This window comes from Stenotrophomonas sp. YJH_SMC_10 (genome assembly GCF_059371555.1).
This window is the reverse complement of record NZ_JCAFUS010000005.1, coordinates 175,639-188,434: the sequence shown is the minus strand read 5'-3', so window position 1 is coordinate 188,434 and position 12,796 is coordinate 175,639. Positions and strand designations below refer to the sequence as shown.

General features: G+C 67.9%; 10 protein-coding genes and 1 pseudogene. 3 read left to right on the top strand and 8 right to left on the bottom strand.

Going from position 1 to position 12,796, the window contains the following annotated elements; translation table 11 throughout:
- Positions 1-140 precede the first annotated feature (140 nt).
- Genes AC5P9C_RS09530 through AC5P9C_RS09520 form a run of 3 tightly spaced genes read right to left on the bottom strand, consistent with a single transcriptional unit; the run spans position 141 to position 2,406 of the window.
- A complete protein-coding gene (locus AC5P9C_RS09530) occupies positions 141-1,460 on the bottom strand; it encodes a sensor histidine kinase (protein ID WP_343543218.1) in 1,320 nt (439 codons plus the stop codon).
- Entirely contained in the window at positions 1,457-2,116 is a 660-nt protein-coding gene (locus tag AC5P9C_RS09525; RefSeq protein WP_064239410.1) for a response regulator transcription factor, read from the bottom strand. The genes AC5P9C_RS09530 and AC5P9C_RS09525 overlap by 4 nt, the downstream gene beginning before the upstream one ends.
- A complete protein-coding gene (locus tag AC5P9C_RS09520; protein WP_057494342.1) occupies positions 2,116-2,406 on the bottom strand; it encodes a PepSY domain-containing protein in 291 nt (96 codons plus the stop codon). The genes AC5P9C_RS09525 and AC5P9C_RS09520 overlap by 1 nt, the downstream gene beginning before the upstream one ends.
- Before the next feature lie 151 nt (positions 2,407-2,557).
- On the opposite strand from AC5P9C_RS09520, the gene AC5P9C_RS09515 reads away from it, so the two are divergent.
- Complete coding sequence (locus AC5P9C_RS09515; protein WP_064239409.1) at positions 2,558-2,992, top strand: PepSY domain-containing protein; 435 nt, start codon at positions 2,558-2,560, stop codon at positions 2,990-2,992.
- 115 nt (positions 2,993-3,107) lie between these two features.
- Here the strand turns inward: AC5P9C_RS09515 and AC5P9C_RS09510 are convergent, their stop codons facing one another.
- The 3 genes from AC5P9C_RS09510 to AC5P9C_RS09500 all read right to left on the bottom strand — a co-directional run bounded on the left by AC5P9C_RS09510 (position 3,108) and on the right by AC5P9C_RS09500 (position 5,427).
- Positions 3,108-3,587 carry a hypothetical protein gene (locus tag AC5P9C_RS09510; RefSeq protein WP_343542271.1) on the bottom strand — a complete coding sequence of 160 codons (480 nt, stop codon included), beginning with the start codon at positions 3,585-3,587 and terminating at the stop codon, positions 3,108-3,110.
- Positions 3,588-3,712: 125 nt separating this feature from the next.
- Entirely contained in the window at positions 3,713-4,921 is a 1,209-nt protein-coding gene (locus AC5P9C_RS09505; RefSeq protein WP_343542270.1) for an NAD(P)/FAD-dependent oxidoreductase, read from the bottom strand.
- 11 nt (positions 4,922-4,932) lie between these two features.
- A complete protein-coding gene (locus AC5P9C_RS09500) occupies positions 4,933-5,427 on the bottom strand; it encodes a lipocalin family protein (protein WP_057494340.1) in 495 nt (164 codons plus the stop codon).
- A 182-nt stretch (positions 5,428-5,609) separates the two neighbouring features.
- On the opposite strand from AC5P9C_RS09500, the gene AC5P9C_RS09495 reads away from it, so the two are divergent.
- Together AC5P9C_RS09495 and AC5P9C_RS09490 are read left to right on the top strand one after the other, a co-directional pair.
- Complete coding sequence (locus AC5P9C_RS09495; RefSeq protein ID WP_006474562.1) at positions 5,610-5,858, top strand: hypothetical protein; 249 nt, start codon at positions 5,610-5,612, stop codon at positions 5,856-5,858.
- A 111-nt stretch (positions 5,859-5,969) separates the two neighbouring features.
- Entirely contained in the window at positions 5,970-8,396 is a 2,427-nt protein-coding gene (locus tag AC5P9C_RS09490) for a DUF3772 domain-containing protein (protein WP_064239406.1), read from the top strand.
- 192 nt (positions 8,397-8,588) lie between these two features.
- Here the strand turns inward: AC5P9C_RS09490 and AC5P9C_RS09485 are convergent, their stop codons facing one another.
- Positions 8,589-10,694 (bottom strand): phosphoglycerol transferase I, encoded by a 2,106-nt coding sequence (locus AC5P9C_RS09485; protein WP_197640253.1) that lies wholly within the window; start codon positions 10,692-10,694, stop codon positions 8,589-8,591.
- A 243-nt stretch (positions 10,695-10,937) separates the two neighbouring features.
- Positions 10,938-12,584: pseudogene (locus AC5P9C_RS09480) on the bottom strand (ABC1 kinase family protein); the annotation flags it as partial.
- Positions 12,585-12,796 lie beyond the last annotated feature (212 nt).

Genomic DNA, 12,796 nt, shown 5'->3' with positions numbered 1-12,796 from the left:
TCGACGCCTACGGGGCGTACGGCGACCGGCCGGATTGCCGCTTGGTAGAGCCGGCCGCTGGCCGGCTTTCGCAGGGTGTCCCCGGTAATCACGTGGTTGCCGGCCAGCGGCCGGCTCTACCCATCGTTGGGTTGGCTGCGTCACGCCACGGGCAACCACAGCGTTGCACGCAGGCCCGGCTGTGCATTCTCCAGCGCCAGGCGCCCGCCGTAACTGGCGGCGATGTCCCCTACGATCGCCAACCCCAATCCACTGCTGCTCTCGCGCTCATCCAGCCGCACGCCGCGCTGGGTGACCTGTTCCAGGGCGTCCGCAGCCAGGCCGGGACCGTCGTCGCGCACTTCGATGCGTAGCTGCCCTTCGCTGGTTTCCGCTTCGACAGTGACCTGCTGCCGCGCCCAGCGCCCGGCATTGTCCAGCAGGTTGCCCAGCATCTCTTCCAGATCCGCACTGGCGCCGGCGAACTGCAGCGCCGGATCGATGCCTTCCGCCGTGAACGCAATGCTGCGCTCGCCATGCACGCGTGCCATCAATTGGCACAGCGCCTGCGCGACAGCGGCCACGTCGGTGCGCTGGCGATGGTCGGCGGCCAGTCCTGCAGCCAGGTAACGGTCGATGCTGGCCTGCATGCGTGCGCTCTGCTCGCGCACGGTGGCGCGCCAGTGCGTACCGTCGCCGTCGGCCTCGGTGGCCAATACGCTCAGTGGTGTCTTCAGCGCATGCGCCAGATCCTGTGCACTGGTGCGCGCACGCGCGACCATGCGCTGCTGGTGGTCCAGCAGCGCGTTGAGTTCTTCACCCAGCGGTGCGACCTCCGCGCCCAGTCCCTGCGTATCGATGCGCTGCGCATCGCCGCGCCGTACCTGTTCCAGCTGCGCACCGAGGCGATGCAGCGGGCGCAGGCCGAAGCGCACCTGGCTGCCCAGCACCGCCAGCCACGCCGCGACCAGCAGGCCCAGGGCGATGGCGGTGCGCTTGCGGAACGCGGCGACATCGGCATCCAGCGCGCTGCGATCGGTGGCGACCACGGCTACGAACGGTTCGCTGGCGCGTGGCAGGCGCACCTGCTGCACGCGTGCGCGCAGGGATTGCTGCAACGGTCCGGGCAGGTTGCGCGTGGCCGGGCCGGCAGCCGGCGTCGGTAGGCTTTCATCCCACAGCGAGCGTGACTGCAGCAGCACGCGGCCATCGGCACCGGCGATCTGCCAGTAGGCACCGGAGAACACGCGCTGGAAGCGTGCGTCATTGGGTTCCTGGCGCAGGCGCAGCTGCCCGTCCGCATCCACTTCGGCCTGTGCCAGCAGGGTCAGCATGTCCTGCTGCAGTTCGTGGTCGAGGCGGTCGCGCGCGCTGCGCTTGAACAGCTCGCCCAGCAGCGCGCTGGCCAGCAGCGAGACCAGCAGCAGGCCGACGCCGCCGGCCAGCAGCAGGCGCCGTCGCAGCGACGGTTGCCGCTTCATGGCGCAGCCAGCCGCCAGCCCTGGCCGCGCACGGTCTGGATCAGGTCGGTGCCGAGCTTGCGGCGGACCCGTCCGAGCAGCACGTCCAGTGCGTTGGAGTCCGGGTCATGGCCGCCGTCGAACACCTGTTCGCCCAAGCGGTCGCGGCCGATCACCTGCCCGCTGTGGTGGATGAAATAGCTGAGCAGGCGGAACTCCTGCGGGCTGAGGGGCAGCGCCTGCCCATCCAGTTCAAAGCGGCCGGCATTGACGTCCAGCTGCAGCGGGCCGCAGTGCAGGCGCGGGCTGGCGTGGCCATGGCTGCGGCGGATCAGGGCGCGCAGGCGCAGCACCAGTTCGTCGGCCTGGAATGGCTTGGTGAGGTAATCGTCGGCACCGGCGTCGAAGCCGGCCAGTTTGTCGTGCCAGCGCCCGCGCGCGGTCAGTACCAGCACCGGAAAGCTGCGGCCATTGCCGCGCCAGCGCTCGATCACGCTCAGTCCGTCCAGCCCGGGCAGGCCGAGGTCGACGATGGCCGCCTGCAGGTCTTCGATCTGGCCGATCTCCTCGGCGTGGCGACCATCGGCAACCACCTCCACCACATAACCAGCCTGCTCCAGCAGCGGTACCAATCGTTGTGCCAGTGCGACATCGTCTTCGGCCAACAGGATGCGCATCAGTCGTCGAGCTCCGTCTTCAGCAGCTTTCCGCTGCGCGCATCATAGTCCAGCTCCACCACCACGCCGTCGCCGCGCAGGATCTCCACTTCGTAGACGCCGTCGTCCAGCTCCACTTCCAGCAGCTGGCCCGGGTAGCGCTTGAGCGCATCGCGCACCACGCTTTCCAGCGGCACGTAGCGGCCCTGCTGCACGGCGCGGCGCGCGACCTGCTGCGCCGGGTCCTGCACGGGCGCGGCGGCGGTCGGGGCGTTGGCCAGGGCCAGCAGCAGGGGCAGGGTGGCGAGCATGCGGGTACGTAAGGAAAGAGGGGTACAGGCACGAGTCTGGCGCGGATGACTAACAGCCGGCTAACAGCCACGGCTAAGGCGCTGTTAGCCGTGGCATGCATCGTGGCGTTGCCGGGATGGTCCGGCCACGAACACGAACAGGAGAACCCCCATGCTGAAGTCGCTCACCCTCGCCACCGTTGCCCTGCTGGCCCTTGCACCGGCCGCACAGGCCGCACCGCTGGGCATGGCCCAGGTCGAACAGACCCTGCGCAAGGCCGGCTACACCCAGATCCACGAGATCGAACGCGATGACGGCCTGTGGGAGGCCGACGTGAGCCGTGCCGATGGCCGCTTCAGCGAGGTCTACGTGGACCCGAAGACCGGCGAGATCTTCGATGAGCACAGCGGCCGCACGCTGCTGACCACCGAGCAGGTACTGGCACGCGCACAGGCGCATGGCCTGCGCGAGATCCATTCGCTGGAGCGCGACGGGGCGACCTGGTCGCTGGAAGCCCGCAATGCCCGCAACCAGAAGGTGGAAGTGCGCCTGAGCGGCTACGACGGCCGCATCCTGCACAGCGAGCGCGATGGCTGGCTGGATTGATTCGCGCGCGGGAAGGTGCCGGCCGCAGGCCGGCACGGCACATGCAAGGTCGACACCTACCAAGCGTACACAGCGGTAGCAGCCGACCTTGGTCGGCCCAGGCCTGGCGCGGGGCTTACCAGCCGTACGGCGGCGGGTAATCCCAGCCCGGCCCGCGGCCGTAGTAGCCGCCATACGGGCCGAAGAAGCCCGGGCCCTTGCCCTCACTCACGTGGATGTTGAGGTTGACCCCATGGGTCTTGCCCTCATCGGTCGTGTAGTTCTTGCTCAGGTTCAGCGTGGCCGCGTTGTAGTGGCTGTTGCCACCGTTCTTCGAATAGCCGATGCCGGTGGTGAAGCTGCCGGACACCTTGACCTTGTCGTCGGTCACGTCGGAGATCTTCGCATCGTCGTGCACGCGCGGCCCGCTCTTGTCACCGTAATAGGTGCCGGGCGGGTCCTGCTGCAGGGCCGGGTCGTTGAGGTAGCGCATCGGCGCCTGCGGCAGCGTCAGGTCCAGGCCAGCGGCCTGCGGCGCAGTGGCGCCAGCGGCGGACTGGGCCAGCACGGTTCCCGGCAGGGCCAGGCACAGCAGCAGGGTCAGGGGGCGGATCATGACGGCGCTCCAGCGGACAGGTGGCCACGCAACACGCGGCGGTACAGGCCGACGCTAGCAGGGGTTGCTTGAATGATGCCTGTCGGCGCCGGATTGGGGTAGAGCCGGCCGCGGCCGGCTGCAGGTCACAACCGCCCGAACCCGAACAGCCTTTCCAGCGCATGCCTGCGCCGCTCGATCCGGGCCCGCAGCAGCTGGGCGCCGATCATCGAATAAGTGATGCCGTTGCCGCCGTAGGCCATGGCGAAATGGACCCGCGGCCCCCACTGCGCGTGCGGGCCGAAGAAGGGCAGGCCGTCGGCGGTTTCGGCGAAGGTGCCGGCCCAGGAAAAGGCGGGCACCGGGTCCAGCCGCGGGAACCAGTGCAGGAGCTGATCCATCAGCTTGTCGGCCTTGCGCTGCACGCGCCGGTCGCGCCGCGCCGGGATATCGATGGCGTCGTCCAGGCCACCCACCAGCAGGCGGCGGTCACCGGTGACGCGCAGGTACAGGTACGGGCGTGCGCTCTCCCACACCATCGTGCGCTGCAGCCGGCCCAGTACGTCCGCATCGATCGGATCGGTGATGAAGGCATAGCTGCTGCGGTTGCGCGCGACCCGCTGTTCCAGCCAGCGCTGGTTGGCGTAGCCCATGGCCAGGACCACGTGGCGGGCACGGACCGTGGCGCCGGCCTCGGTCATCGCGGTTACGCCCTGAGCGCTGGGCTTGAGCGTATGCAGCACGGTGCGGTCGTGCACGTGGCCACCGCGGCGACGCAGCCGCTGGAGCAGGCCGTAGGTGAGGCGGTAGGGGTCGACCCGGGCCGCCTGGCGGGTCAGCAGGGCGCCGCCCGCATCCACGTCGAAGCGTTCGCGCAGCGCCTCCCGGTCCAGCCAGCGGGCGTCCAGTCCGATATCACGGCGCGCAGCACCCTCGGCCATCAGGCGCGGCACGTCCCGCCGCCGGCTGGCCAGGTACAGGCTGTCCATCTGCCGGAAATCCACGTCCTTCAGCCCACGCGCCACTTCACCCAGTGCCGGGATTGCATCGGCACAGGCCAGGTAGGCCAGGGCGGCAGCGTCCTTGCCATAGCGCTGGGCCAGTTCCAGCAGGTGGGTGTCGATCTCGTACTGCAGCAGCGCGGTGCTTGCGGCCGTGCTGCCCCAGCCGACGTCGCGCTGCTCGATCACGGCCACCTCGTGGCCATGGTGGGACAGCGCGTCGGCGATCAGCGCACCGGTGATGCCGCCACCGACCACCAGCACGTCGCAGCGCAGATCCTGCTCCAGCGGGGGAAAGGCCTGCAGCAGCCCGTTGCGCACCGCCCACCAGGGGTAGCCACTTTTCAGGTCCATGCGACAGGTGCTCAGGCGGTGGGGTGGCCGGTGTGCGGGGTCTGGATCAGTTCGGACAGATCGAAGCCCTGCAGGCGCGCTGCGGCCAGATAATGGTCCTGCACGGTCGCATCCAGGCGCGGCTCGCGCGCCAGCAGCCACAGGTACTTGCGGTCCGGGCTGCCGACCAGCGACACGCTGTAGTCCGGGGCGACCTGGATCACCCAGTAGTCGCCCTTGGCGAACGGCAGCCAGCGCAGGCCCTTGGGCAGGAAGCTGACCTCCAGCCGCGCGCTGTCGTTGTCGACGGCACAGGCCTCGCCGGTAGCTTCTTCGATCTCGCCATCCATGCGGCAGCGGTTGGTGACGCCGACATTGCCGTTGTCGAGCAGGGTGTAGTGCGCCGATACGTCGGTGCAGCCTTCCGGCTCGTGGCGCATCGGCAGGCGTGCGATCTCGTACCAGGTGCCCAGGTAGCGCGGCAGCTTGAGGTCGGCGACGGTCTTCAGCGGCGGGTGGTCGGTCATCGGCAGTCGGGGCGGGGGTGGGCCTCCACGATGCCGATGGCCCTGCCATGGGCGGGTGAAGCCGGGGCGATGGCCACGTCCAGAACGTTGCGTCGCCCCGGCGGCGTGCACGTTGTCACCGGCGCGGCGGTATCCTGCCGCCAGCGCCGTGTTTCCCTGATCCAACCGAGGTGGAGGTGCCGATGTACCAGGTGATCCTGTTGAAGAGTGAATCCGCGTTCGCGCGCGAACAGTGGCCGCAGGTCGATGACCTGGTCGACTACGAGGGCGTCAGCTACAGCCTGCGTGCCGGCCCGCGCCAGCCACTGCCGACCGACCATGACTGGCATCCGGTGGCGGTGTATGCGCCCGATGAGATCACCGAGGAGGAGTTCCAGGACTGGTATGCGCTGCAACAGCCGACGGTGGAAGAGCTGCGCCTGAAGTACTGAGGACTGCCGATGGGGCGGTCGAGCGGCCCGAGGCCGCTGCTGCCGCGCATCCGCCCTTTACCGCCTCTGCCGTATAGTCGCGCGCAGGCGCGGTGGTCCGCGCGAACCGGTGTGTCTGGCGTGTCTTTCTTCCTGCGATCGATCCGTGCACGGGGGCCCTGGTGGGTCCTGCTGCTGTGCACTGCCTTCCTGCTGTCCGCACCCGTACTGGCGCAGGATGAGGACCCTACGCCGAAGCAGCAGCTGGCGGACATCGATGCGAGCCTGAAGGACGTCGAGCGCAAGCGTGGCGATGCGGAAGCCACCGAGACACTGGCGATGCTGTCCGAGAATGCCTCGCAGGCACGGCGCGACGCCGAGGCGCTGGAAAAGGCACTGCAGCCACAGCTGGACCGCCTCAACGAGCAGTTGGTGCAGCTGGGCACGCCGGCCGAGGGGGCCACTGAGCCGCCGGAGCTGGCGGCGCAACGGCGCACCCTCACCAAGCAACGCGACGGCCTGGCCGCTTCGGTGGTGCAGGCCAAGGCCACGGCCGTGCGCGCGCAGCAGTTGGCCACCGATATCGAGCAGCAGCGCACCGCGCAACGTACTGAAGAGCTGGGCCAGAAGGTCGCCTCGCCGCTGTCGCCGGCGTTGTGGAGCAAGGTGGCAGAGCGCCTGCCGATCGATATCGCCCGCGTTGCGCCGTTGGCCCAGCAGGGACGCGATGCGCTGGCCGCCGGCATCCGCAGCCATGGATGGGGCACTCCGCTGCTGGGCCTGCTGGCTGCGCTGGTGATGATGTTCCCGCTGCGGCTGTGGCTGCGCGCGCTGGGGCGGCGGTTTGCCGCGTCCGAGCGCGCCCCTGACGGCCGCCTGCGCCGCTCCGGCCTGGCCATGTGGCTGTTGCTGGTGGGCACGCTGCTGCCGGGTTATGCCGTAGTGGTGCTGATGGCGGCACTGGATGCCATCGATGCGATCGCGCCACGGTTGCAGGTGGTGGCGGACGGCCTGGAGACCGCCACCTTCCGCGCGGCCTTCATTGCCGCGCTCAGTGCCTGCATGCTGGTGCCCAAGCGCCCGTCATGGCGGCTGTTGAACCTGGATGACACCGCCGCGTTGAAGCTGCGCAAGTACGCCTGGGGCGCGGCGGCGCTGGCCTGGCTGAGTACGGTGCTGGTCGCGCTCGATCAGGCCACGCGCACCAGCGACGTCACCACCGTTGCGCTGGACGGCCTGATTGCCCTGACCTACCTCGGCCTGATCATGGCCATGCTGGTGACCCTGGCGCGCCTGCACCGCCGGCAGACCGCCGAGGCCGAAGCCAAGCTGGAGGCGCAGGCCGACGGCCTCGGGGCAAGTACGCCGGTGCGGCGCAGCAGCTGGCTGGTACTGGCGCGGGTGGCGGGCAACATCGCGGTGGTGGCGGCCATCGTCGCGACCCTGCTGGGCTACCTGAATCTTGCCAAGTTCGTGAACCAGCAGCTGATCGGCGGCAGCATCGTGGTGCTGGCCGCGACCCTGCTGTTCAAGTTCGTCGATGACCTGAGCACCTGGATGCTCAACGCCGACAGCAAGGTCGGCCAGACCATCCTGCTCAGCACCGGCCTGAGCGTGTCGCGGCTGGAACAGGCCGGCGTGCTGCTGTCGGCCGCGCTGCGCACGATCGTGGTGCTGCTGGCACTGCTGGCGCTGGTGGCGCCGTTCGGCAACATCGGTGCGGTGGTCGAGCGCTTCTTTTCGCTGTTCACCTCGGGATTCGATGTCGGTGGCACGAAACTGGAGCCGGTGCGGATCGTGCTGGCGGTGCTGGTGCTGCTGGCCGGCCTGGCCATCACCCAGCTGGTCCAGCGCTGGCTGACCGACACCTACCTGCCCAAGACCGAGCTGGACCTGGGCGCACGCAATTCGGTGAGTACCGTTGCCCGTTACGTGGGCATCATCATCGCGGTGATCTGGGCGCTGTCGGCCATGGGCCTGCAGCTGAGCAAGCTCGCGTTGCTGGTCAGCGCGCTGTCGGTGGGTATTGGTTTCGGCCTGCAGGTGATCACCCAGAACTTCGTCTCCGGCCTGATCCTGCTGGCCGAGCGGCCGGTTAAGATCGGTGATTGGGTGAAGCTGGGCGACCAGGAGGGCGACATCCGCCGCATCAGCCTGCGTTCGACCGAGATCCAGGTGGGCGACAAGTCGACGTTGATCGTGCCCAACTCCGAGCTGGTCACCAAGACCGTGCGCAACATGACGATGGGCAACAACCAGGGCCGCATCCAGATCCAGTTCGCGGTGCCGCCCAGTACCGATGTCGGCTCCCTGCGCGAGGCGCTGCTGGAGGCCTACGGCGCACATACCAATGTGCTGAAGCAGCCCGCGCCGACGGTGTACATCGACAGCATCGGCGGGGGCCAGATCACCATCAACAGCTTCGCCTACGTGGCCAGCCCGCGACAGGTCTATGCCACCCGCAGCGATCTGTACTTCAGCCTGCTGCAGATCCTGGCCGAGCGGAACATCCCGTTGTCGACGCCGACCGATATCCACATCACCCGCGACCCGCAGTAGTGCCGGCCGCTGGCCGGCAAACTCAGCAGCAACAGTGTGCTGGGGTCAGATCCGTTTGCCTCCGGAAAACGGATCTGACCCCACGAGCATCCGGCAGATCGCGGAACGCTGTCGAGGGCGGGGTGGGTCCGGAGCGTGCCGGCCAGCGGCCGGCACTACCGCGGGTGCAGGGCGCAGCCCTGCCAGGAACCCTTACCCCCGTGGTCGGCTGCGCGAGGGCACCAGGGCGAACGTATCCACCGCCAGCTTCTCGGCATGGTTCAGCCACGCGCGGATTTCCAGATCATCCACTTCGTGGTCCAGCCCGAAGGAGACGTTGATCTTGCCGTTGGCATCAGGCTGCACCCACTGCTGGGCCAGCACCACCTTGCGCTGCGAGGACACCGCTTCGATCCAGAAGCCACGATCCGGGCGCGTGCTCGCCACCAGCTGCAGCATGTACTGGCCGGCGCGGGTGCGGCGCCCCTTCTGGGTGATCATGTGCGCCTGGCGCACGCTCGGGCGCGGGCCCTGGAATGCATCCAGCGGCGCATCCACCGCGATGCCACCGCGCAGGTCGTCGTCGCGGTAGAGCTTGATGCCGTTGTCGCGGTTGACGAGCAGCGCACACCAGTCGCCGTCGGCCGAGCCGTCCTCGAACGCGGTGCAGCGATCAACATAGGCCAGCGTGTTGTCCGGATCCGCGTCATCGAACTGGCGCGAGGTATTTTCCAGATATACCGACTTCAGCCCCCAGTCCTTGTCGTACTCCAGCAGCACCGGTGGCTGCACGTGCTGCAGGCCAACCACGACCTGGTCATCGCCATCGATCTTCAGTTCGCGGGTCGGTTCGCCCAGCCACAGCGAACGGGCGAACGCCAGGTACTGCGGGTAGTCGCGGCCGCCGTCGCGGCGCGCGGCCACGCTGGCACTCGGCGCGCGCGTTTCATCCAGCAGCGAGCGGCCAAAGCCCATGGTCCGCAGTTTCGGGTCCAGCAGGCTGAGCAGGGTGGCGCCGGAATCCAGCGTCGAACCGTCGTCCACCGCCAGCTGGCGCGGCGCCACGCCCTCGCCGAGGAACAGCAGCAGGTTCTCGCGTTTCTGCTTGGCCAGCACGTGGCTGAGGTCGTTGGGCATCGCCAGGTGGTCGGAGGCGATCACGATCAGCGTGTCCTTGCCATACGGACTGGCCTGGATGCGCTCGACCAGCTGCGAGATCAGCCGATCGGTGCACTTGAGTGCATTGAGCAGGCCGATGTTGCCGTAGCCGCTCTGGTAGCGCTCGCCCTTGCACGATACCGGCAGGTGTCCCGCCGGATGGTGGGTGTCCATGGTCAGCGTGGTCAGCATGAACGGAGAACCGGCACGTGAGAGCTGCTCGAAGCGCTGGTAGGCGGTATCGAGCAGCACGTCGTCGTGCACGCCCCAGGCCGAGTAGTGGATGCGGCCGATCTTCTTCTGCTGCTTGAACCACGCCAGGTCATGCACTTCGTCGAAGCCATGGCTGGCCAGGAACTGGCCCTTGCCGGCGAACTGGCCGTTGGCGCCGCCCAGATAATGGTTGGTGTAGCCCTGCTGCTTCAGGTAGTCGCCCAGGCACACCGCCTTGGGCAGGAAACTGCCCATGCGGTCCATGCTGTTTTCATCGCCCTGCGAAGTGGTCAGCGGCACGCCGCACATCGATGACACCAAGCCGGCGATGGTCCAGCCGCTGCCTTCGGCCGAGTCCAGGCCTCGCACATCCAGCGACTGGCTGGCGAGGCGGTTGAGGTTGGGCATCAGCCCGGGAAACACGGTTTCGTCCAGGTAGGTGCGTTCCAGGCTTTCACCGTAGATCCAGACGATGTTGCGCGGGCGCTGCAGTGGCTGCGTCGGCACCTGGTACTCGGGGGCGATGCGGGCGAAATCGACCGGGCGCAGCTGCTGGTAGAGGCGCTGGCCATCGCGGGCCAGTGGGCTGATCAGGATCGTTGCGATCCAGACAACGGCGAAGCCGGCAAACCAGCCGCCACCGTGGCCCGGCCGGCGCCAGCGCTTCACCCGCGTGGCAAACAGCGGCAGCAGCGAGACCAGCGCAAGCACCACGAAGCCGGCGATGTAGCCCTTGAAGTCTGCGATACCGGCGCCTTCCATGTCGGCGCCGAGGTGGTACAGGGTGGCGGCGTTGAGCCCGTCACCGGACAGCTTGTCGATCAGCCACCACGCGCTGAGCAGGAGCAGCAGCAGCGAAAACGCACCGGCCTTCCACCACACCCACCGGTCGGAGGCGAGGAACAACCAGCACAGCAGCAACAACGACAGCAGCAGTATCCAGAGCATAGGCAGCTTCGGCAGTGACGGGGTGGTGGTGATGGACGTCGTACCGACGCGTGTCCATCCGACCGGCGCTGCCGCAAGCACATGCAGATGACAGGCCGATGACCCGATAGTGCATGCACGAACCTGACTGAAATGTTTGTTGAAATGACGCGCGCGCAATGGCGCTCACAAGGTAAAACGAGCGTGAAAGGCTGCGTTGGATTGCATTAAAAAGCGCATGAATACGGCTGTTTCGCCAATGCGCTAGCGGTGCCCGCGCTCCTCGCGTGCGCGTGCGCGACGATCAAACAGCAATGCACTGGTCACGATGCCCAGGCCCAGCACCACGCCGATCATCAGCAGCACCAGCGCGATGAGGGGATAGCCGAACAGGTGCCAGCCCGTGTCGATCTTCATCATCAGCGCGGCGGCCATGATCAGTGCCGCGCTGATGATGCCGGCCGCCACACGGTTGGCGATCTTCTGCAGGTTTTCCATCAGCCGTGACTCTTCCAGCCCGGTCACCTTCATCTGCAGGCGGTTCTCGGCCAGCAGCGCCATGATGTCCGACAGCTTGCGGGGGCCATCGCGCAGCAGCTGCTGCATTTCCATCGCTTCGCTGGCGATGTTGGCCGCGGACAGCGACTTCTTCAGGCGCGCGCGCATCACGTGCTGCAGCTGGCGCTCGACGATGCGGCGGGTATCCAGCTCCGGTGCCAGCAGCCGGCACACCGTTTCCAGGTTGAGCAGCGCTTTGCCCAGCAGGCTCAATTCCGGCGGGGTGCGCAGGCCGCAGGCCGTGGCGATGCGCACCATGTCCAGCACCACGCGGCCTTCGGAGAAGCTGCCACTGGCCGCATAGCGCGCGATCAGCTGGCCGGTTTCGCGCAGGTAGCGCTCTTCATCGAAGGCCTCCAGCCGCGTGCTGATGCTGATCAGGTCATCGGCCACTTCCTCGCCACGGCCGTCGACCGCCGCGAACAGGATCTTCAGCAGACGCTCGCGCAGGCGCGGTGGCATGTGCGCGACCATGCCCAGGTCGAAGATCGCCAGCCGGCCATCGGGCATCACCCGCAGGTTGCCCGGGTGCGGGTCTGCATGGATCTCGCCATGCACGAAGATCTGGTCCAGGTAGCCGCGGATCAGCGCGGCCGCCAACGGGTCCATGTCCTGCTCGGTGCGGCGTACGCCGGAGATCGCATCCACGCGTACGCCGGTGGCAAGCTCCATCGTCAGCACGCGCTGGCTGCTGTAGTCCCAGATCGGCTGCGGCACCCACAGCCGGCGGAACGGCCGCAGGTGCCGTCCGAAGCGCGCCAGGTTCTCGGCCTCGGCGTGGTAATCCAGCTCCTGCATCAGGGTCTTGGCGAACTCGTTGAGCCAGTCGCGCAACCGCACGCGGCGGCCCACCTGGGTCAGGTGGTCGGCGGCCAGCGCGAAGCTGCGCAGTGCCTCCAGGTCCGAGCGCAGCTGCGCGGCCACTTCGGGCTTCTGCACTTTCACCGCCACCTGGCGGCCATCGTGCAGCACCGCGCGATGCACCTGCGCGATCGACGCACAGCCCAACGGCTCTGGATCGAACGAGGCAAACAGCTTGTTCACCCCTACGCCCAGTTCCTGCTCGATGATCGCGTGGATGCGCTCGACGGGGATCGGCGCCACCTTCTCCTGCATGCGCTCCAGCGCCGTGGCGAACTCCACCGGCACCATGTCCGGCCGCGTGGACAGCATCTGGCCCAGCTTGACGAAGGTCGGCCCCAAGGCTTCCAGGTCGCTGACGAACTGCTCCGGATTGCCGTCGGCGGGCACGTCGGCCTGGCTGCTTGCCGCATCCAGGTTCATGCCCGAGAACACGCCCGAGTGGCGATAGCGCATCAGCAGGCGCAGGATCTGGCTGCGCCGGTTCATGCCTTTGACCAGCGGGGGATTGCCATTGGCGGCGGACGGATTGCTCAAGCGGAACTCCCATGCGACGAAGACAGGTAGCGCCAGCCGTTGGCCGGCAATGTCCGAAACTGTGCGGCGGCCGGCCAGCGGCCGGTACTACCGGGTTTCCCAGTGTCGCCGGGCGGCGGTGGGCACGCGGTGAATCCGGCGTCTTCCGCAGTCCACACCGGATCGGT

Excerpts from the sequence above, each read along its gene's own strand:
- AC5P9C_RS09530 (WP_343543218.1), bottom strand. The coding sequence starts at position 1,460 with ATGAAGCGGCAACCGTCGCTGCGACGGCGCCTGCTGCTGGCCGGCGGC.
- AC5P9C_RS09525 (WP_064239410.1), bottom strand. The coding sequence starts at position 2,116 with ATGCGCATCCTGTTGGCCGAAGACGATGTCGCACTGGCACAACGATTG.
- AC5P9C_RS09520 (WP_057494342.1), bottom strand. The coding sequence starts at position 2,406 with ATGCTCGCCACCCTGCCCCTGCTGCTGGCCCTGGCCAACGCCCCGACC.
- AC5P9C_RS09515 (WP_064239409.1), top strand. The coding sequence starts at position 2,558 with ATGCTGAAGTCGCTCACCCTCGCCACCGTTGCCCTGCTGGCCCTTGCA.
- AC5P9C_RS09510 (WP_343542271.1), bottom strand. The coding sequence starts at position 3,587 with ATGATCCGCCCCCTGACCCTGCTGCTGTGCCTGGCCCTGCCGGGAACC.
- AC5P9C_RS09505 (WP_343542270.1), bottom strand. The coding sequence starts at position 4,921 with ATGGACCTGAAAAGTGGCTACCCCTGGTGGGCGGTGCGCAACGGGCTG.
- AC5P9C_RS09500 (WP_057494340.1), bottom strand. The coding sequence starts at position 5,427 with ATGACCGACCACCCGCCGCTGAAGACCGTCGCCGACCTCAAGCTGCCG.
- AC5P9C_RS09495 (WP_006474562.1), top strand. The coding sequence starts at position 5,610 with ATGTACCAGGTGATCCTGTTGAAGAGTGAATCCGCGTTCGCGCGCGAA.
- AC5P9C_RS09485 (WP_197640253.1), bottom strand. The coding sequence starts at position 10,694 with ATGCTCTGGATACTGCTGCTGTCGTTGTTGCTGCTGTGCTGGTTGTTC.